The organism is Aeromonas sp. FDAARGOS 1406 (assembly GCF_019048565.1).
Taxonomy (GTDB): Bacteria; Pseudomonadota; Gammaproteobacteria; order Enterobacterales; family Aeromonadaceae; genus Aeromonas; species Aeromonas caviae.
In genome coordinates, this window is sequence record NZ_CP077378.1 from 279,940 (window position 1) to 299,233 (window position 19,294).

Genomic DNA, 19,294 nt, shown 5'->3' on the forward strand with positions numbered 1-19,294 from the left:
ATATCTCCTAGGCATTTGATTGCGCAACATTATATGAATTGAACCGAGCCCAAGATAGCTGACCCGGCGGCAAATGACGTAATTTTTTTTCGCTTTCCTGATCCAAATCAGGAATGCAAGGCGCGATTGCTCACTCGGTGACCTGCCCACGCAAACGGGCCCACCATACCCCAATCCACTCGTGAATGGCAGCCTCGGAATACATCAGATAACGCCCCTTGGGGAGGTAGCTGTAGAGGGGTTGCAGCTCCTGACTCTGCTTGGCGGTGTAATCGGTGGGAGCCGGCACCGCATCGAGTCCCTGACTGCGATAGAGAGCCATGGCCCGGGGCAGGTGGGTGGCCGAACTCACCAGCGCCACCCGCTTGCCGTTGAGGTGGGCGGCGATGCTGACCACCTCGTCATGGGTGTCTTTGTTGTTTTCAAACAACGTCATGCGCGCACGCGGGATGCCAAGGCTGGCCGCCATGCGGGCGTTGACCTCGGCGTTCGACAGGGGATCCCCGGCCACTGCGCCGGAGAAAACCAGCTCGGCCTCTGGATAGGCCAGAGCCAGGCGAACCCCTTCCAGGGTGCGCGCCAGGGAGATGTTGTTTTGCCAGGCGCGCTCTGGGATGGCCGGATCGCTCACATGACCGTTGCCCAGCACGACGATGGCCTGGATGTCAGGATGCTGGCTCACCTCGAAGGGGGGATAGGTCTGCTCCAGGCTGCGGGCCAGCTCGTAGCTCACCGGCCGCGTCCCCATCAGGGCGATGATCACCAAGGAGAGGGTCGCCAGCAGCCTGCCGCTTTTTTGAAAGCGGGTGAACCAGAGCAGCACGAGCGCCAGCACCAACAAGGAGAGAGAGAAGGGGAGCGGCATCAACAGATGGCCCAGCCATTTCTTGATGACAAAGAAGTTGAGCTCGAACACGACAGACACGTCCTTGAGTTTTCAGCAAATTCGGGATGTGACAGAATACCCCTCTTTTTTCCTGTGGCCCAATCCTGTGTGGTTCCTCCTGCGGCCCTCATGGCGGGGCGGTCGAAGATGAGTGTGTCTTGAAGCAAGATCAGAGTTTTGACGGGCGCGCGGACAAGTTCGCTCGCAACATTTACGACTCCACCAAGGGGCGCATTCGCACCACCATTGTCTGGAGTGACATCGAAGCCTGCCTGGCGCGCCTGGGCAACCGGCCGCTGCGCATCCTGGATGCCGGCGGCGGCTTTGGCTACTTCGCCCAGAAACTGGCGGCCATGGGCCATCAGGTGGAGCTGTGCGATTTGTCGGCAGAAATGCTGGATCTGGCCCGGGAGCAGATCGCCCAGAAGGGCTTGGAAGACAGAATTCGTCTCATCCATTGCCCCATTCAGGATCTCAAGCACCAGGTGACCGGCACCTTCGATCTGGTGCTCTGTCACGCGGTACTGGAGTGGCTCGCCGAGCCGCGCCAGACCTTGCTGGGTCTGTTCCCTTTCGTCAAGGCAGGGGGCATACTGTCGCTGCTTTTTTACAATCGTCACGGCCTCCTGTTCCAGAGCCTGGTGGTGGGCAATTTTGACTATGTGCGCCTGGGCCTTCGCAAGAAACGCCAGACCGCCCTGACACCCACCAATCCCCAGTTGCCGGAGCAGGTCTATGACTGGATAGGCCGGGGGGGATTGCGGATCATCGGCAAGACCGGGGTGCGTGTCATCCACGACTACATGCGCCACAAGCAGGATCAGGTCGAGAAGTTCGAGGACCTGCTGGCCATGGAGCAGCAATATTGCCGCCAGGAGCCCTTTGTTTCCCTGGGGCGCTACATCCATGTGATGGCCCAGAAACCGGCCGGTTGAGCCCCACCGGCGTGAATACGATGCGGGATCCAGCCGCCGGGGCGCCACCGACCCCGGCCTATATCACCACGGCAGGCAAAGACCTGCCGACTATAACAACGAGATGATAACGTCATGATGAGTACATCCCGTACCCTGCCAGAGACGGTGGGATGGGTCAGACAGGAGGGGTTGGCGCTGAACCTCCCCACCGACAGGCTGGCCTTTCTGATAGCGATCAAGACGCTCTCCGAGGACGAGTCTGATCTCTCGGAGGCCGCGCTGCACGATGCCTTTGGCTATGTCAGCAGTGCCTTCGGCCAGATGGACGAGACCCTCACCGGTCGCGCCAACAACGCCATCAACGATCTCATTCGTCAGCAACTGCTGTCGCGTTTCACCACCGACATGGTGGCGGGGGAGAGCCTCTACCGCCTGTCGCGCCTTGGCATGAGCATCGTCGATTTCTTCATGGATCAGCGCCAGGTGGACTCCATCAAGCTCTCCATCCTGCTCGAGCACCTGGCGGCCGAGCTCGACACCGCCCGCAAGGCGGCGCTCGAGACCAACACCCGGGAGCAGTGGGACGCCGAGGTGCTGCCGCGTCTCTCCTTCTCCCTGGAAGAGACGCTCGGGCGCATCGATCTCACCCAGCGCGCCATGGACGAGCAGCAAAACCAGGTCAAGAGCGAGATCGCGGCCCTGCTGACCCAGAACTGGGTCGATGCCATCCACAGCTGCGAGAAGCTCCTGCACGAGACCGGCCAGACCCTGCGCGAGTTGCAGGACACCCTGGACGCCGCCGGCCACCGCCTGCAGGCGGGGCTGCTCAACATTCAGGAAGCGGCCCAGGGGCGCGATGATCTGTTCCACGTCGAGGAGCTGACCCACGCCCTGCAGGGGCGTCTGGATGTCATCACCGCCTGGGGCCAGCAGTGCATCGAGCTCTGGTCCCGTTATGACAGGCACGTCCACAAGTTCATCCGCAACGCCATCGACATGGACAAGAACCGCGCCTTCAGCCAGCGGCTGCGGGAATCCATCCGCAACTTCGAGCAGCACAGCTGGTTGTTGCGGGTGGCCGAAGAGCCCCGTTTGCTGGAGCTGCGGGATGAAACCATCGCCATCCACGACGAGGAGGTGACCGGCGAGGTGCCCCTCGAGATGGAGTACGTAGAGATGGTGGACATCAACCAGGAGCTGGCGGAGCGCATCGAGCGCTACCTGGCCCGCTATCCGGAGCAGGGAGATCGGCTGGATCTTGCCGACGTGCTGCGGGAATACCTGCTGGACTACCCGGCCCATGCCCACTTCGACGTGGCGCGCCTCCTGATCGATCAGGCCGTGCGTCTCGGCCATGCCAGCGGTGAGCGCGAGCACCACCGCCAACCCGCATGGAAACCCATCAACCAAGCTGGATCCAAGGTTCAGGCCTATGTCATCGATCAATACTGAATTCCCCTTGCCCCTGCGCCTCGCAGAGGCCATCGCCAACCCCTTGTTTCCGCGCATCGACACCGCCCTGCGCTCCGGTCGCCACATCAGTGCCGACGAATTCGAGCAGCACTCTGCCCTGGTGGAGTACCACCAGGAGCTGGAGATCTTCTACGGCCGCTATCAGGTGGAACTCATCAAGGCGCCGGAAGGCTTCTTCTACCTGCGTCCGCGCCCGAGCGCCGACATCGGTACAACAGTGTTATCTGAGCTCGATATGCTGGTGGGCAAGGTGCTCTGCTACCTGTTCCTGAGCCCGGACAGGCTCGCCTCTGAAGGGGTGTTCGCCATGGGAGAGCTGCAAGAAGAGGTGCTGAGTCTGGCGGACGAGAAGCAACTGCTGCGCATGGTCAACAGCCGCTCCGGCGGCACGGATCTGGACAAGAAGAAGCTCCTCGAGAAAATCCGCACCTCCATGCGTCGCCTCAAGCGCCTCGGGATGATCACCCCCCTTGGCAACAGCGACAAATTCCGGGTCAACGAGTCCGTGTTCCGCTTCGCCGCCGATGTGCGCTCCGACGAGGATCCCCGCGCGGTGCAACTGCGGATGATCCAGGAAGGGGAGGCCATTTTCCACGACGACGAGATGCCGAGCAGCGATTCCCTGTTCGAGGATATCGAAGAGGATCTGGACGAAGAGCAGCTGGAGCTGGAGGTGGAAGATGATCTGCAACGTTAATGTGCCGGCACTGATGGTGTCTGCCGGTTTGATGGAGAGTGTGGCGTGAGAGGCAAATTCAAATCCCTGACCATGGTCAACTGGAACGGCTTCTTTGCCCGCACCTTCGATCTCGACCAGCTGGTCACGACCCTGTCCGGCGGTAACGGCGCGGGCAAGTCCACCACCATGGCGGCCTTTATCGCGGCCCTCATTCCCGACCAGTCACTGCTCCATTTCCGTAACACCACGGAGGCGGGCTCCTCCAGCGCGTCCCGCGACAAGGGGCTCTACGGCAAGCTGCAGCGTGGCCACTGCTATTCGCTGCTGGAAGTGATGAACAGCCGCGAGCAGCGGATCTGGGTCGGTGTGCACCTCGAACAGGTGGCCAACCGTGACAACAAGGTCAACATCACTCCGTTCGCCCTGGTGGATGTGCCCGAACACCTGGCGCCCACGGATCTGCTGCTGGAGAAGCTCGACGACGGCAAGGGTCGGGTACGTGCCTTCGCTGATCTGAAGGGGGCGGCAGCGGAGCTCGGCGCCATCAAGGTCGCCAAGTTCAATACGGTGACCGATTATCACAACTTCATGTTCGAGTTCGGCATCACCCCGAAGAAACTGCGGGATCAAAAGGATCGCGGCAAGTTCTATCGCCTGATCGAAGCTTCCCTCTACGGCGGTATCTCGTCTTCCATCAGCCGCTCCTTGCGTGAATACCTGCTGCCGGAGAACTCCGGGGTACGCAAGGCGTTCCAGGACATGGAGGCGGCCATCTACGAGAACCGCCGCACCCTGGAAGCCATCAAGGAGACCCAAGGTCAGCGGGATCTCTTCAAGAACCTGATCACCGAGACCACCCACTATGTGGCCGCGGAGTATGTGCGGGGCGCCGCCGAGAAGAGCCGTCTCTCCGAGCTGGCCCTCAAGGCACGCTCTGAGCTCGCCGGCAAACGCCGTCTGCTGGCCGAGGAGAAGCAGCGCGCCATCTATCTGGCGGACGAGGTGGATCAGCTCACCAACCGCGAGAAGCTCCTGACCGACGAGCTGGAGTCCGCCGCCGAGCACCTGGCCAAGGTGATGGCGGCCGTGGCCCTGCAAAAGAAGATTGCCCTCTATCGCGCCGATCTGGCGGAGCTCAACGACAAGCTCGAGCAGCAGCAGGCGGTGGTGGAAGAGATCCACGGCCAGTTGCTGGAAGTGGAGGAGCGCAAGGAGCTGGCCCAGGCAGAGGTGGACAGCCTCAAGACCCAGCTGGCCGACTACCAGCAGGCGCTCGATATCCAGCAGACCCGCGCCATCCAGTACCGTCAGGCGGTGCAGGCCCTGGAAAACGCCCGCGAGCAGTGCGAACTGCCGGGGCTCGAGCCTGCGCAGGCGAGCGACACCCTGCACCAGTTCCGCGCAGCCGAGCAGAGCCTCACCAGCCGGGTGCTGGGGGCCGAGCAGCAGCTGGCGCTGGCCAAGGCGGCGGTGGCCGAACACGAAGCGGCGCTGACGCTGCTGCTCAGCATCGCACCCGAGACAGTGCGCGAGGCTGCCTGGCCCACCGCGCAGGCGCTGCTCAAGCGCCACATCGAAGACAAGGCCCGCATTGCCCAGGGGCAGGGTCTGCGCGCCGCGCTGGCTCGCCTCGAGAAAGAGAGCGAAAGCCAGAAGACGCTCTTGCGGCTGCGAGACGAGCTGGCCCAGGCGTCTGGTCAGCACATTGCTAGCCAGGACGAGCTGGAGATCTTCCTCGAAGCCCAGCGCACCCGCCAGGAGGAGCTCTCCGAGCAGCAGGCAGAGGCCAATCAGCGCCGCGCCAGCCTCGAGCATCAGGGTACTCAGCTGGGTCGCGATATCGCGGAGCTGACCAAGCTGGCCCCGCGCTGGCTCAAATCCTTTGAAAAACTCGAGCAACTGCGCGAGCAGAGTGGCTTGGCCTTGGCCACCGCCGAAGAACTCTCTTCCGGCATGCAGAGCGTGCTCGACAAGGAGCGGGAGTTCGAGCAGGAGAGCAACCGCATTCAGGGCCAGAAACAGGCGCTGGAGATGCAAATTCGCAACCTGCAGCTGGGTGCCGGCGAGGCGGATCCGCGTCTTGCCCGCATCGCCGAGCAGGTGGGGGGCGTGCTGCTCTCGGACGTCTATGACGACATCTCCATCGATGATGCCCCTTACTACTCCGCGCTCTACGGCCCGGCTCGCAGCGCCCTGGTGGTGCTCGACCTCGAAGGCGCCATCGAGCGGCTGAAAAAGCTGGAAGATTGCCCGGAAGATATCTACCTCATCCAGGGCAACCCCGACTCCTTTGACGAGGATCTGGTGGAAGCTGATGAGCTGGGGGACGCCGTGCTGGTGCGCACCAGCAAACGTCAGGTGCGCTTCTCCCGCTACCCCGAGCTGCCGCTGTTTGGCCGCGCCGCCCGGGAAAAACGGATCGAGCAGCTCGATCTTGAGCGGGAAAACCTCATCGAGGGCTACGCCAAGGCCGCCTTCGAGCAGCAGAAGTACCACCGTCTCTACGGCCACTTCCGCGACTTTATCGGCCAGCATCTGGATATCGCCTTCCGCCCGGACCCCGAAGCCGAGGTGCAGGCCAAGCAGCACGAGCAGCGCAAGCTGCAAGAAACCATCGCCGAGTGCGACAAGCAGCTGAGTGATGCCAAAGCCGCCGCCGCCCAGCTGACCCGCCATATCCAGCTGGTGCAGGGGATGCTGCCCTTTGCCCACCTGTTTGCCGAGGCAGACCTGGCGGCCCGCCTCGAGGCGGCTCACGCCGATGTGGAGGCCCTTAAAACAGCCGAAGCCTTTATCGCCAGGCACGGCAAGGCGCTGGAAAAACTGGAAACCATGGTGCAGGTGCTGCGCCAGGATCCCCAGGATCTGGCGGCCCTGCAGGCGGCCTTTGACGAGGTGAGCGACCTGCTGGCCGAGCAGAAGCGCCGTTGCTACGCCCTCGATCAGCTGGTGGCCCGTTTGCCGCACTTTGCCTATCAGGATGCGCAAGATCTGCTGGGCAAGGCCTCCGAGATGAGCGAGCGACTCAAAGAGAAGCTCAAGGCGGCAGAGCTTGCCGCCCGCACCGCCGGTGAGCAGCACAAGCAGATCACCCAGCGCCACACCGAGGCGCTGCAACTGCGCACGGCGCTCGATTCCAGCGCCTCGGCCAAGGGGCAGACCCTGGCGGAGTTCGAGCAGGAGCTGGCGGCCATGGGGCTGACCCTGTCGGATGACATGGAAGAGAAGGCCCGTGCCCACAAGAAAGAGATTGAAGAGCTGCTTATCCGCACCCGGACCCGCCGCACCAGCGCCGAGGCCCAGTTGCAGGTGTGCAAGCGCGAAATCGAGTCCCTTGGCGGTCGTCTCAAGCTCGAAGGCAAGGATTACTACAGCGCCCGCAAATCCCTGGTGGGTCACAAGGCGAGCTGGTCGCGGGTGGTGCGTCTGGCACGGGAGACCGACGTCGAGAAGCGTCTGAACAAGCGCGAGCTGGCGTACCTCGACAGCGACGAGCTGCGCTCCATGTCGGACAAGGCCCTCGGCGCCCTGCGGGTGGCGGTGGCCCACGACGAGGCCCTGCGCGATGCGCTGCGTCTGTCGGAAGGCAACCGCAGCACCGAGCAGAAGGTCGCCTTCTATGTGCAGGTCTACCGTTACCTGAAAGATCGCATCCGCAACGACATCATCCGCTCGGACGATCCGGTGGAAGCCATCGAGGAGATGGAGATCGAGCTGGCGCGCCTCGCCGACGAGCTCAAGCAGCGGGAAACCCATCTGTCCCTCTCCTCCCACGAGGTGGCGGCCAAGATCACCAACATCATCCGCCGGGAGCAGAACCGCATCCGGGTATTGAACCAGGGCCTGCAGAACATCGCCTTCGGTCTGGTGCGCGGGGTGCGTCTCAACGTCAATATCCGCGAGGCCCACACTCGCCTCCTGACCGCACTCGCCGATCAGAGCGCCATGCACAACGATCTTTTCGCCGACAAGGAGCTCAGCTTCTCCGAGGCCATGGCCAAGCTCTTCCAGCGTCTCAACCCGCAGGTGGAGCAGGGGGAGCGCAACTATCAGGTGATGGGGGACGTGCTGCTCGACTATCGCAACTACCTGGAGCTGGAGATCGAGGTGCAGCGCGGTGCTGACGGCTGGCTGCGGGCCGAGAGCGGCGCCCTCTCCACCGGCGAGGCGATCGGCACCGGTCAGGCCATCCTCTTGATGGTGCTCATCAGCTGGGAGGAGGAGTCCCGCCGTCTGCGCGGCAAGGACATCGCTCCCTGCCGCCTGTTGTTCCTGGACGAAGCGGCACGGCTTGATGGCAAATCCATCGCCACCCTGTTCGAGCTGTGCGAGCGGCAGGACATGCAGCTCCTCATCGCGGCGCCGGAGAACATCAGCCCCGAGAAGGGCACCACCTACAAGCTCATCCGCAAGGTGCAGGGCAAGCACGAGCATGTGCATGTAGTGGGGCTGCGCGGCTTTGGCTTCGCCGACGACAAGCTCATCGCCTGACATCTTCCCCTGACAGGGGCTGACGGAGCGATACGCAAAACGGGAGGCTTGGGCCTCCCGTTTTCCATGGGAAATGTGAGAGAGTAGGCCCCTGTTAACGGAAGCCTGACTGGCGATGCTGGTCGCTCTGTCCCATCGAGGAAGCAACGCATGACGACGCGACAAAAAGGGCTGCTGGCCTCTCTGTGCCTGCTGCTGGCCGCCTGCAGCAGCCACCCTGATGCAGGCAGTGCGGGCAACTGGCGAGGCTATACCCAGACGGGGCTTGCCTCCTATTACGCCGATCGCTACCACAACAAGCGCACCGCCAGCGGGGAGCCTTACCAGCGCCACGCCAACACCGCCGCCCACATGACACTGCCCTTTGGCGCCCTGGTGAGGGTCACCAACCTCGCCAACGACAAGAGCGTGGTGGTGCGGGTCAACGACAGGGGCAATTTCCCCCGCGGGCGCATCATCGATCTCTCCAGGGCGGCGTTCAGCGCCATCGGCAATCCCCGATCCGGGCTTATCAAGGTCAGGATTGAGGTGCTCTAGTCACCGGGTCTGCATGTGCCGGTGCCCCTCCATACCCGGGCCGCTGGAAGAGGGCATTTCCCGGTGATCGCGGGCCATCTTCTTCATTCCATTGGTGAGGTCGCCAACGCGACTTCCCATTTTCCGGTGTGCCATTAAGATAGCCAAACGAAAAACAGGGTGTCTTTGCCATCTGGCGGCAACCGGGCATGGCATGGTGTGTGAGACACCCTTTCAACCCCCTGCCCATGTTTCGCCGCTAAGGCGCAGGCTATAAAGAGAGACGTCATTCACTGGGAGGATCAGAACATGGCTGACAAGCGTGCCATTCAGGCAACGGCCATCCCCGAGCACAAGGCAAAGTCCCTCTATCCGGAGCCCTTTGCCTCCCTGGTCAAGCACCGCACCCGGCGCAGGCTGGGGGATCATTTCGGCCTTGCCAATTTCGGGGTCAACCTGACGACCCTGGCACCGGGGGCCATCTCGGCGCTCAAGCACCATCACGGCCTGCAGGACGAGTTCGTCTATGTGCTCTCGGGCAATCCCACCCTGCGCCACGGGGAGGAGGAGTACCGGATGTCGCCGGGGGAGTGCATCGGCTTCAAGGGGGGCAGCGGCCTGGCCCACCAGTTGCTCAACCACGGTGAGGTGGACGCCGTCTATCTCGAGGTGGGGGACAGGCTGCCAGGGGACACCGTCGACTATCCCGACGACGATCTGGCCCTGGTACAGGGTGCCGATGGCGCCTGGTCAGCCAGACACAAGGATGGCACCCCCTACTAGGGTGCCTCTTCGGGCAATGAGAGAGACCTCCATGGTGTTCAGCCCCTTTTCTGCTGTCAGGGCAGAGGATTTTCTGCCGCTGCTCAACGACGAGACGCTGCGAAAGCACCTGATCCCTCACCCGCTTTTCGATGTGGCCGGGGTGCGCGACTGGATGGCGTACAAGCTGGGAGTCGACGCCCGGCCAGGTTGCCGCGTGCGCGCCATCTTCCTCGACGGCACCCTGGCGGGGTGGTGCGGTATCCAGCCCGATGACGAGGGGGTGGAGCTTGCCATCGTGCTCGCCAAGGCCGGCTGGGGAAGCGGCGTGGCGATTTTCAACGAGATGATGGGGTGGGCGAGGGAGCTTGGCCATCGGACGATACTCTTTCACTTGCTGGATACCCGCCCGCCTTATCTGTCCCTCGCCAGACGGGCCATCTGGGTGAGGAAAACGCGCCTGGGCGAACACCCTTTCACCACCTATTGCCTTGACGTTGAGCGCTGGTCTGCAGGCCCTTAGCCTGGACCAGGGGGCCGCAAGCCGTGCCGCCTCCTGGCGGGTCCCGTTGCCACCCTTTGCGCCATGATCCCTCCCGCTCGTTTGTTCCTCCGTGCACGGCGTGGTTATCCACCCCGTTGAACACAGTGTTCATTCTGCCCCCCTATATGGCCCCCACCGTCCTGCCTACACTGGGCAACGTCTGATGGGGGAGCATCCGGCAGTATAAATCGCTGTCCAGGTTGCACTCTCTGGCGTGTTGACGATGTACAACGGAGAAAACTGGATGAAAAAAGAGACAGACAAACTGGTATCGATCGCAGTGCTCAAGGCCCGTGACGGCATGGGAGAGCGCCTTCGCGATGCCCTGCTTACCTTGATTGACCCCACTCGCCAGGAGCCGGGCAACCTCGATTACGTGCTGTTCGAGTTGAAGGATGAACCCGGCACCTTCTACATGCGGGAAGCCTTCGTGAGTCAGGCCGCCCTGGATGCCCACTGTGAGACCGCGTATTTCCAGGCTTTCGCTCGCCAGGCGGACGAACTGCTGGCCGAACCCCTTCGGCTTGTCTTCATGGAAGAAGTGAGCCCCTGATCCTTGCCGCAGAGCCCGATGGTCCCCTCATCGGGCTTTTTGCCTTCAGCCTCGCTCCCGGCAATCGCATCTACCTGCTCGGCTGTGTGGCCATGGCCCTGAACCCCATCCTGATCAAGCGCTGCTACCGGGGGAGTCCTTCCTCCACCTGACCGGCTGGACCCTCATCTGCGCCACTGTGCTGCTCACCGGCATGCTGACCGGGGAGACAGTACACTGGGAACAGGTAGGCTGGGGGGTAGAAGGTGTGCTGCTGACCATGGTGCTCCTGCCCCTTCATGCTGGCAAACGGGGGGCTGTCTGAGGGGCCGCCTGTGGCCCTGATCAACCAGGGAGTGCGTCATGAGAAGAACCCTGATCCTGGTACGCCATGGCAAGTCGAGCTGGGAAGACGCGTCTTTGTCTGACCGCGCTCGTCCGCTGGCTGCGCGCGGGCTGCGCGATGCGCCCCTGATGGGGGCTCGTCTGGCGCACCTTGGGGTGAAGCCCGATCTCATCCTCTCGAGCCCCGCCTGCCGGGCCCTGACGACCGCCCGGCTGCTTGCCGGGGAGCTGGGTTATTCCCCGGACCGCATCGTCATCGACGAGGGCCTCTACGAGAGCGATGCCGGGACCCTTCTCGGGGTGGTGGGGGCGCTTTCAGATGATCTCGCCTGCGTACTGCTGGTGGGTCATGATCCTGCCTTCACCGACCTGGCTCATGGCTTTTCCTCCGGTATCACTCGCATGCCGACCTGTGCCGTCGCCCGCTTCATCTTCGACGCCCCCTCCTGGTCGGCGCTCCCGTCCTGCTCGCCGGTGGTGGCCGTGCTGGACTTCCCGAAGAAGAGGTAGGGGGGCGTCGGTTGCAGGCATGCAGAAACGACAAGGGGAGCCGCGGCTCCCCTTGTCGTGATGGTGACGGGGTCATTTGGCCGCGATGGGCCCCTTGGTGCCCGCATCGTTGTCGACCCAGCCATCTTCTCCCTTGAGGCGGCGATCCCCCTGGATGGTGTAGATGACCATGCCCTCCTTGAACACCAGGGCGCCGTCGGATTTCCTGGTACTGACCTGCTTGTCGTTGACCCACACCTGATCCTTGTCATCGATGCGGATGTTCGCGACCGTGGCGCCCGTCTCGGGGAAGGTGGCGACCCCGTTGCCGGCGTAGGGGCTGGCGCTGGCCGCTGCGGGGGCGGCGCCAAATCCGGCGGCGGCGTTCTCGGCCTTGCTCTTGTTGATGTCACAGCCGCTGAGCTCGCTCACCTGGGTACAGCCTGAGCGCTCCAGCTTCTGCTCATAGCTCATGTTCAATCCGCCGTCGGCGGCCGGGGCGGCGGTGCCAAATCCTGCCTTGGCGTTTTCCGCCTTGCTCTTGTGAATATCGCAGCCCTGGGCTTCGGTCACCTGGGTGCAGCCGGAGCGTTCCAGCTGTTCGGCGTATTTGTGGTTGTTGACATCCTCCCCCACCTTAGCGCTTCGCGTCACAGGAGGGGGATCCCCATTACTGGGTGATAGCTGCTCGCGCAGTACCGGGTTCCTGCTTCATCGGGCGGCCTGATTGCACCACGCCTCCACAGGCTAAAACGGCGTGTCCCGCCGCTAAAATATTGCGAGCGCCGTTCACATCGGCGTTCGCCTCATAACCACACGCAGCGCATTTAAACTGGCTTTGCGTCTGGCGGTTATCCTTCGCAGTATGCCCACAACAGGCGCACTGCTGGCTCGTGTAGGCCGGGTTTATCGCCAACACCTGACCGCCTCGCCATGCCTGCTTATATTCGAGCTGGCGGCGCAGCTCAAACCAGCCCTGATCTAATATCGAACGATTCAGCCCTGATTTTGCCCGGACGTTGCGCCCCGGCTGGCTGGTCGTGCCCGCTGCTGATTTTGACATGCTGGCAACCTTCAAATCCTCAATGACGATCATCGCGTGGTTTTTGCTGATAGTCGTTGTGACCTTGTGAAGGTAATCGCGGCGGGTATTGGCGATATGTGAGTGCAGCCGCTGGATCTTGGCTTTTTGTTTCTTCCAGTTGCTGCTGAACTTTACCTTTTTGCTCAACTGGCGTTGGAGCCTTGCCAGCTTGGTCTGATTGGTTTTGAAGCTGTTGACGGGCTCAAACACCGTGCCGTCTGACAGGGTTGCGAGCTTGGCGATCCCCGCATCCAGCCCGACCATTGAGCCGGAGGGGTGAATTGGCTCAAGCGTCTCCTGCTCGACCTGAAAGGAGATATACCAGTGCCCGGCTGCTTGGCTGACGGTCGCGTTTTTAATTTTTCCTTCAACTGGCTGGGACTGGCGAAACTTGACCCACGCCAGCCCGGCAGGAAGCTTCACGCGACCTTTTTCAAGGCGGCAATACTTGTCAAAGTTGACGAAGCGGATAGCGTCGCGGTTGTCGCTTTTCTTCTTGAAAACGGGAGCCTTGGCGGCGAGTTTTTTATCAAAGCAGCGCATCCACGCGCCATGCAAATCCTTGAGCTTCTGCTGGAGGTTGTCGGTATATGCCTCGGCCAGAAAGGCCATTTCTGGGTCTTTCTTCCAACTGGTGAGCATCCTGTTCAGCTCAAAGGCAGAAGGCAGTTTTTCGCCAGCATCCAGAATGCGTTTGGTTTCTGCCAGCCCGTGATTCCAGACATAACGAGCACAACCGCCCAACTGGCGCAGGCGTTGCGCTTGTTGGGCTGTCGGTTCGAGTCGGAATTTGTAGGCTTTCAGAATTTGCATTTAGCGCTCAGTGTGTAGCATTATTGCCATATCTATTAAGCCCGATTGAGTGACAGAATGCAATTCACTAAAATTAATAAATCACGCCATGCGGCCTACATTTTGCACGTACATTTGGTGTTTATCACCAAGTATCGAAAGCCGATATTGGGGGATCTGCATCACGCTTCCTTCGGTCAGTGTGCGGCAGAGGTTTGCAGAGATTTTGGTGCGGAACTGAAAGAGTGTGACGGAGAGGCTGATCATGTTCACATGCTGATAGAGTACGCGCCAACGGTGCAGCTATCGGTACTGGTGAACTCGTTAAAGGCGGTCACATCAAGGCGACTGCGTAATGAATTTCTGGACTTGAGAGGTGCTTACAGCAAACCCGTACTCTGGTCACGCTCTTACTTTGCGGGCTCTTGCGGCGGAGCACCGTTGGAGGTGATCAAGCAATACATTCAAAACCAGCGGGGCTGACGCCCCGGCGAAATTCCCCTCCCACCTACGTCGGAGGGAGTCCCCTTTCGCATTTAAGATGGCGTCGCAGCATACTGATTTCACCGATGTCGATGGATTGCCAATCGTAACCGCTGACCATCCTGCCACGAGCTTGTGGACGGGTGACGGTTTGAAAGAGCGATCTTCCTTTGGTGCGAGACAGGTCACGGTTGTGGACAGAAAGATCCCCTCTACTTGGCCATATGGAACCGCAATGAAAGAGGGGGGGAGGATGTCACTTTTTGATGAGCGTCGTGTGCAGGATCTCTGTGCCCGCTTGCTGGCAGACACTAATAACCAGGGATATTCACTCGATAGCAAGCATGGCCGCGAGTTGAGAGATCTCCTGCAGGCTGTGGGTGGAGTCAAGCCAGTGGGACGAGGGGCTCGTCATGTGTTGACCGATGCTGGAAGGAATTATCTCGCAGCACAGCTGGCACAGGTTGCACCAGTGATGCCGGACAGGCGTGACACGATACGGGCTCTCGGGGTGGACCTGCCCGCACATCTAAACCAGGCCAGTTTTCATGCCCTCTGGCATGGGGACAGCAAGAGCGGGATAGATCCAGATAATGATGCTATCGACATCACGCTGACACAGGATGAAGTGATTCGACTTCGCACGCTGAGCCCGCTGTCACTCATCGACCAGGACGGACTGCGCCACGACATGAGGGCGCAACTGGCACTATTGGGAGAGCTGGTCTTACCGGAGCGCTGCTTGAGTAAGTTACATGGCATTGAGTGGCAGGGGCGGCAACTGGTCACGGTGGAGAACAAGGGAGCTTTCGTGGATTACCCGCTGCAAGTGGGGGAGTTGTTGCTCTATGTGCCTGGCCGCAATACCAAGTTGGCACGTCAGGTATTCCCGCTGTTGCCGGCTGCCGTACCCTGGGCCCATTTTGGCGATCTGGATCAGCGCGGATTGGATATCGCTAACGAGCTGGCCCATGCCCTTCGTCGTCCGTTGGCTCTTTGGCTACCCGACACCTTGATGGCCTATGTTCATCACTATGCCCGCACTCTGATCCGCCGTCTGGAGGGGCAACCGATCAGCAGAGGCAAGATCCCATGGGAGGAGGTCCCCGTGGTGAGTGAGCATGGCAAGCAACTGGAAGAGGTCCTTATATATCTGATCGAAAGGGGATTGTGGTTGGAACAGGAAGTATTGGTGCTAGCCGGAGGTTGGCAGTCATGGCCACTCGACGCGCCTTGCGGCCAACGCAGTAATGAAAAAACCGCCATCAGGCGGTTTTAATGGTTGTCAGCCCCTATTTCAGGGCTTTTTTCAGCTTTTTGATCTTGCTTTCGTGCTTGGCGATTTTCGCCTGGCGGGCGGCGATCTTCTTCTTGATCTCTTTCTTGCTGGCCATGGGGCGGCTCCTTGTCTCGTGGGCGCCATGGGGATCAGGGTGCCCGGGGTCTTTCCATGCGTGCCGGGAAGGCCCTCTCCGTTGGCGCACTGACAGTCAGGGGAGGGGCATACCGCGGAACTGGTTTGCAGGATAGTCCAGTTTCCCGCGAGTGCCACCCGAACGGCAGGAAACAGAGGCAACAAAAAAGCGCCCCTGGGGGCGCTTCTGGCTTGAAGGGGCGGTATCAGGCCTTCTTCAGGTAGGCGGCCACCAGCACGATCTGCATGCCGTTGACCTTGCCCTCGATGTGCAGCGGGTTGTTGGTCAGGCGAATGCCCTTGACCAGGGTGCCGCGCTTGGCGGTGAAGCCCGCGCCCTTGACGTCCAGATCCTTGATCAGGGTGACGGAGTCCCCTTCCACCAGCACGGCGCCATTGGAGTCGACGGTCGGCACGCTGTCGTCAGCGTCGCTGGTCACGCCGGCGTCTGCCCAGGCCTTGACCTCGTCTTCCATGTACATCATGTCCAGCATGTCCTGGGCCCAGAGCTCGCCCCGGGCGACGAGGGCCTTCAACTGGCGCCAGGCCATCACCTGCACCGCCGGCACCTGGCTCCACATGCTGTCACCCAGGCAGCGCCAGTGGTTCACCTCCGTGGTGTCCGGCTGCTCCAGCTGGCCGCGGCAGGTGGCGCAGAGGGCCACGCTGTGGTCGTCGTCGCTGGCGGGGGAGTGCGGCACCGGGAAGGCAGTCAGCGCATGTTCTGCGCCACACAGCTCGCATTTGGCATTTGCACGGGCTTGCAGGATGGCATTGATGGTCATGATTGGGTTCCGTTTATAGGGGTAAAGCTGCTCGCCGTGGCGGGCTGCGCGAATGAGGGGCCGGAATATAGCACAAATCCCTGCTTTTTGTCAGGCTACCAGCGGCGCACAGGCGAGTGCTTTTTGACGGCAGATCGCTAGAATGAGCCTCCCTTTTTGCGCCAAAGGACAGGTTCACCGTGCTGGCCCACCGTTTTCGACAACTGGACTGCTTGCTCACCGCCGAGCGACGCTGGTGGCAATACCAGCCCTATCACCATTTGGGGATCGCCTTTGCCCGCGAGGCGCCAGCCCTTGCGAAGTGCCTGGCAGCCCTGACCCTTGACGAGATAGCGCACCTCGACGGGGACATGGATGCGCTCTGCACCCTGCTTGCCCCCTGGATCCCGGCGGGGGCCGAGTTGCAGGCCCTCGGCGAGCTTGCCCCTTTCGCCCCAGAGCCCGTCCAGTGCGCCAGGACCATGGCGATGTACATGCCGGGACGCAAGCAGGGGCAGATAGAGGCCTTCACCGGCTGCCTGCCCCCCCACCAAGGTCCCTATCTGGAGTGGTGCGCCGGCAAGGGGCATCTGGGGCGCCTGGTGTCGCTGCACCGTGGCGCGGAGATCCTTAGCCTGGAGTGGCAGGGGGCGCTCTGCGAGGAGGGGCGGCGGCTCGCCGCGCGCGACGGCGCCAACATGCGGTTCGTGGAGGCGGATGCCTTTGCCGCCGAGTCCGGGGCCCTCATCGCCCCGCACCATCACGCCATGGCGCTCCATGCCTGCGGCGATCTGCACACCCATCTGTTGACGCGGGTGGCCGAGGGGCGTGCCCAGGGGGTGACCCTCTCCCCGTGTTGCTACCACCTCATCAGAGGAGAGCACTACGCGCCCCTCTCTCGGGCCGCCAGGGCCAGTGCCCTGCGCCTTGGCAAGAGCGATTTGAAGCTGCCGCTGCAGGAGACGGTGACCGGCGGTGCCCGCATCGCCCGGCTGCGGGAGCGGGAGGTGGTGTGGCGCCTCGCCTTCGACTGCCTGCAGCGCCAGGTGCGCGGGGTGGATGAGTACCTGCCGGTGCCCAACCTGCAAAAGAGCCTGCTGACCGGGGGCTTCGAGGATTTCTGCCACTGGGCCGCCGAACGCAAGGGGATGGGCTTGCCCGCGGGGCTCGACTACGCCGCCTTGCTGGCACAGGGGGAGCGGCGCTTTGGCGATGTCGCCCGCATGGAGCTGGTGCGCCACCTGTTTCGCCGTCCCCTGGAAATCTGGCTGCTGCTCGATCGCGCCCTTTTCCTCGAGGAGCAGGGCTACCGGGTGGAGGTGGGCACCTTCTGTCCCAAACCCATGACCCCGCGCAATCTGCTGATCCGGGCGGTGCGCGCAGGGGGGATCTGAGCAAGAGTCCGGACAGGTCGGATGGCTGCGGCCGCAAGACCAGGGGCTGGATCCCCCTGCAAACGAGCGCCATCTGAGTGCAGGGAGGCATGGCTCACAATTTCGCCAAATTCTTAATTCTTGTCGTGAATTTAGTTGTCAGGATGCCTATGCTCGCCCTGACATTTTCAAGACAAGGATGGTTACCCATGTTCATGCTCACGCGTACCGCCTGCCTGGTTGCCCTCGTCTGGGCACTGCCCGGCCAGAGCGCCATGACAATCCAGCCCGATCCCCAGAACAGCGGCGGCTATGTGATGGCGGCGGCGGATCTTGCCAGTGCGGCCCAGGCCAAGACCGCCAACCTCATGTACGGGATCTGGTCCCACGCCCTGGCCACCCGGCCCAATTCGGTGGTGGAGGCCATCGTGGCACGCGCCCCCGGCAACCCGGACAACGTCAAGCGGGTCGAGCGGGTCTTCACCGAATCGGACTGGGAGTTCCTGACCCAGATGGCCGCCCCGGAGTACACCTACGAGCGCTTCCTGCGGGCGGTGGGCAAGTTCCCCGCCTTCTGCGGCGACTACACGGACGGGCGCAATGCGGACGCCATCTGCAAGAAGTCCATCATCACCGCCTTCGCCCACTTTGCCCAGGAGACCGGCGGCCACATTGCCAAGGAGAATGTCTCCGACAACCCCCTTGGGCTGGAGGAGTGGCAATAGGCCCTGGTGCACGTGCGGGAGATGGGTTGGTCTGAGGGGCAGACCGGCTACACCACGGGGTGTGGCCAGAGTGACTGGCAGAACCGGCGCTGGCCCTGCAGCACCGGTCAGGGCTATTTCGGTCGCGGCGCCAAGCAGCTCTCCTACCACTTCAACTACGGCGCCTTCTCCGAGGCCATGTTCGACGGCGACGCCACCGTGCTCCTCAACAACCCCGGGCTGGTGGCGGACTCCTGGCTCAACCTCGCCTCCGCCATCTGGTTCTTCCTGACGCCCCAGGCTCCCAAACCCGCCATGCTGCACGTCATCGACCGGACCTGGGTGCCCTCCCAGCGTGAGCTGGCGGCGGGCATCGGCTACGGCTTTGGCACCACCATCAACATCATCAACGGTGGCATCGAGGTGCGGCGAGCAGAACAAGACAAGGGCCAGCCGGTCAACTGCATCCGCTACTGGGAGGGGCTTGCGGCCCACTACGGGATCCCGCTGCTGGCGGACGAGAAGAACACCTGCTGGCAGCAGATCCCCTATGGCAGCCTCAACCTCAACGGCGCCACCGACGTGCTCTACACCAACTGGGACGGCAACTGGAAATACTACCCGGACAGACCCGGCGGCTACTCCTTCGAGTGTGATCTGGTGGGGTACCAGACCGCCTATTCGGCCCTGGTGCCGGGGGATTACGAGAAGTGCGTGACCAACTTCTACGGCTCCCACGCCAGCTGGCCCAAGGTACGGGTGGTGGCCACGCTGGATCCGGCCCCGGTCGACCCCGGCACGCCACTGGTGGACGGGGTACCGGCCTGGGAGGCAGGCAAGGTCTACACCGCGGGCAACAAGGTGAGCCACAAGGGGATCATCTATCAGGCCAAGTGGTGGACCCAGGGCAACGAGCCGGGCAAGGGCGACCCCTGGGCACCGGTGACCTGAGAGTCAGTACAAGCGCAAGCACCCCGGGGAGGCCGCGCGCCTCCCTTGTTGATCGCCGCGCTGGCTTGTTGCGCCTCTTTTGGCACTGATAGAGT

At 62.2% G+C, this 19,294-nt stretch carries 16 protein-coding genes and 1 pseudogene; 13 read left to right on the forward strand and 4 right to left on the reverse strand.

The window, feature by feature from the left end:
* Nucleotides 1-130: 130 nt before the first annotated feature.
* The gene (locus tag I6L36_RS01315; protein ID WP_234888580.1) at nucleotides 131-865 is read right to left on the reverse strand and encodes an ElyC/SanA/YdcF family protein; all 735 of its coding nucleotides are present in this window, start codon (nucleotides 863-865) and stop codon (nucleotides 131-133) included.
* A 179-nt stretch (nucleotides 866-1,044) separates the two neighbouring features.
* On the opposite strand from I6L36_RS01315, the gene cmoM reads away from it, so the two are divergent.
* The 9 genes from cmoM (at nucleotide 1,045) to I6L36_RS01360 (ending at nucleotide 11,655) form a co-directional block, all read left to right on the forward strand.
* On the forward strand, nucleotides 1,045-1,821 hold the full coding sequence (cmoM, locus tag I6L36_RS01320) for a tRNA uridine 5-oxyacetic acid(34) methyltransferase CmoM (protein WP_039040723.1): 777 nt from the start codon (nucleotides 1,045-1,047) through the stop codon (nucleotides 1,819-1,821).
* 114 nt (nucleotides 1,822-1,935) lie between these two features.
* Nucleotides 1,936-3,255 carry a chromosome partition protein MukF gene (mukF, locus tag I6L36_RS01325; protein WP_039040724.1) on the forward strand — a complete coding sequence of 440 codons (1,320 nt, stop codon included), beginning with the start codon at nucleotides 1,936-1,938 and terminating at the stop codon, nucleotides 3,253-3,255.
* A complete protein-coding gene (gene mukE, locus I6L36_RS01330; protein ID WP_029314572.1) occupies nucleotides 3,236-3,973 on the forward strand; it encodes a chromosome partition protein MukE in 738 nt (245 codons plus the stop codon). The genes mukF and mukE overlap by 20 nt, the downstream gene beginning before the upstream one ends.
* A gap of 45 nt (nucleotides 3,974-4,018) precedes the next feature.
* The gene (gene mukB / locus I6L36_RS01335) at nucleotides 4,019-8,446 is read left to right on the forward strand and encodes a chromosome partition protein MukB (RefSeq protein WP_104452958.1); all 4,428 of its coding nucleotides are present in this window, start codon (nucleotides 4,019-4,021) and stop codon (nucleotides 8,444-8,446) included.
* 150 nt (nucleotides 8,447-8,596) lie between these two features.
* Nucleotides 8,597-8,983 (forward strand): septal ring lytic transglycosylase RlpA family protein, encoded by a 387-nt coding sequence (locus tag I6L36_RS01340; protein WP_052816256.1) that lies wholly within the window; start codon nucleotides 8,597-8,599, stop codon nucleotides 8,981-8,983.
* A gap of 288 nt (nucleotides 8,984-9,271) precedes the next feature.
* Nucleotides 9,272-9,745 (forward strand): cupin domain-containing protein, encoded by a 474-nt coding sequence (locus I6L36_RS01345; RefSeq protein ID WP_052816254.1) that lies wholly within the window; start codon nucleotides 9,272-9,274, stop codon nucleotides 9,743-9,745.
* A gap of 16 nt (nucleotides 9,746-9,761) precedes the next feature.
* Nucleotides 9,762-10,247, forward strand: coding sequence for a GNAT family N-acetyltransferase (locus tag I6L36_RS01350; RefSeq protein ID WP_049636016.1), 486 nt, complete (start codon nucleotides 9,762-9,764; stop codon nucleotides 10,245-10,247).
* Nucleotides 10,248-10,512: 265 nt separating this feature from the next.
* Nucleotides 10,513-10,821, forward strand: coding sequence for a putative quinol monooxygenase (locus I6L36_RS01355; protein ID WP_042879252.1), 309 nt, complete (start codon nucleotides 10,513-10,515; stop codon nucleotides 10,819-10,821).
* Between the two features lie 342 nt (nucleotides 10,822-11,163).
* Nucleotides 11,164-11,655 carry a histidine phosphatase family protein gene (locus tag I6L36_RS01360; RefSeq protein ID WP_052816250.1) on the forward strand — a complete coding sequence of 164 codons (492 nt, stop codon included), beginning with the start codon at nucleotides 11,164-11,166 and terminating at the stop codon, nucleotides 11,653-11,655.
* Between the two features lie 72 nt (nucleotides 11,656-11,727).
* Here I6L36_RS01360 and I6L36_RS01365 read toward each other — a convergent pair whose 3' ends face one another.
* Complete coding sequence (locus I6L36_RS01365) at nucleotides 11,728-12,288, reverse strand: hypothetical protein (RefSeq protein WP_080988556.1); 561 nt, start codon at nucleotides 12,286-12,288, stop codon at nucleotides 11,728-11,730.
* A gap of 16 nt (nucleotides 12,289-12,304) precedes the next feature.
* The gene (locus I6L36_RS01370) at nucleotides 12,305-13,531 is read right to left on the reverse strand and encodes an RNA-guided endonuclease TnpB family protein (RefSeq protein WP_102948426.1); all 1,227 of its coding nucleotides are present in this window, start codon (nucleotides 13,529-13,531) and stop codon (nucleotides 12,305-12,307) included.
* A 57-nt stretch (nucleotides 13,532-13,588) separates the two neighbouring features.
* Between I6L36_RS01370 and tnpA the strand changes: the two genes are divergently transcribed.
* Both tnpA and I6L36_RS01380 read left to right on the forward strand, forming a co-directional pair.
* Nucleotides 13,589-13,993 carry an IS200/IS605-like element ISAs26 family transposase gene (tnpA, locus tag I6L36_RS01375; RefSeq protein ID WP_125117317.1) on the forward strand — a complete coding sequence of 135 codons (405 nt, stop codon included), beginning with the start codon at nucleotides 13,589-13,591 and terminating at the stop codon, nucleotides 13,991-13,993.
* A gap of 253 nt (nucleotides 13,994-14,246) precedes the next feature.
* Nucleotides 14,247-15,272 carry a Wadjet anti-phage system protein JetD domain-containing protein gene (locus I6L36_RS01380; protein WP_049636773.1) on the forward strand — a complete coding sequence of 342 codons (1,026 nt, stop codon included), beginning with the start codon at nucleotides 14,247-14,249 and terminating at the stop codon, nucleotides 15,270-15,272.
* A gap of 341 nt (nucleotides 15,273-15,613) precedes the next feature.
* On the opposite strand, the gene I6L36_RS01385 is transcribed toward I6L36_RS01380, so the two are convergent.
* Nucleotides 15,614-16,192: an alkylphosphonate utilization protein gene (locus tag I6L36_RS01385; RefSeq protein ID WP_049636772.1), complete on the reverse strand. Its 579-nt coding sequence runs from the start codon at nucleotides 16,190-16,192 to the stop codon at nucleotides 15,614-15,616.
* 179 nt (nucleotides 16,193-16,371) lie between these two features.
* Between I6L36_RS01385 and I6L36_RS01390 the strand changes: the two genes are divergently transcribed.
* The gene (locus tag I6L36_RS01390) at nucleotides 16,372-17,565 is read left to right on the forward strand and encodes a methyltransferase (protein WP_049636771.1); all 1,194 of its coding nucleotides are present in this window, start codon (nucleotides 16,372-16,374) and stop codon (nucleotides 17,563-17,565) included.
* Nucleotides 17,566-17,753: 188 nt separating this feature from the next.
* Nucleotides 17,754-19,199 (forward strand): annotated as a pseudogene (locus I6L36_RS22120) (chitinase).
* Nucleotides 19,200-19,294: the final 95 nt, after the last annotated feature.

Coding starts and splice junctions, on each gene's coding strand:
- I6L36_RS01340 (WP_052816256.1), top strand. CDS start 8,597: ATGACGACGCGACAAAAAGGGCTGCTGGCCTCTCTGTGCCTGCTGCTG.
- I6L36_RS01350 (WP_049636016.1), top strand. CDS start 9,762: ATGAGAGAGACCTCCATGGTGTTCAGCCCCTTTTCTGCTGTCAGGGCA.
- mukE (WP_029314572.1), top strand. CDS start 3,236: ATGTCATCGATCAATACTGAATTCCCCTTGCCCCTGCGCCTCGCAGAG.
- tnpA (WP_125117317.1), top strand. CDS start 13,589: ATGCAATTCACTAAAATTAATAAATCACGCCATGCGGCCTACATTTTG.
- I6L36_RS01360 (WP_052816250.1), top strand. CDS start 11,164: ATGAGAAGAACCCTGATCCTGGTACGCCATGGCAAGTCGAGCTGGGAA.
- I6L36_RS01385 (WP_049636772.1), bottom strand. CDS start 16,192: ATGACCATCAATGCCATCCTGCAAGCCCGTGCAAATGCCAAATGCGAG.
- mukF (WP_039040724.1), top strand. CDS start 1,936: ATGATGAGTACATCCCGTACCCTGCCAGAGACGGTGGGATGGGTCAGA.
- I6L36_RS01370 (WP_102948426.1), bottom strand. CDS start 13,531: ATGCAAATTCTGAAAGCCTACAAATTCCGACTCGAACCGACAGCCCAA.
- I6L36_RS01355 (WP_042879252.1), top strand. CDS start 10,513: ATGAAAAAAGAGACAGACAAACTGGTATCGATCGCAGTGCTCAAGGCC.
- I6L36_RS01380 (WP_049636773.1), top strand. CDS start 14,247: ATGTCACTTTTTGATGAGCGTCGTGTGCAGGATCTCTGTGCCCGCTTG.
- I6L36_RS01315 (WP_234888580.1), bottom strand. CDS start 865: ATGCCGCTCCCCTTCTCTCTCTCCTTGTTGGTGCTGGCGCTCGTGCTG.
- I6L36_RS01345 (WP_052816254.1), top strand. CDS start 9,272: ATGGCTGACAAGCGTGCCATTCAGGCAACGGCCATCCCCGAGCACAAG.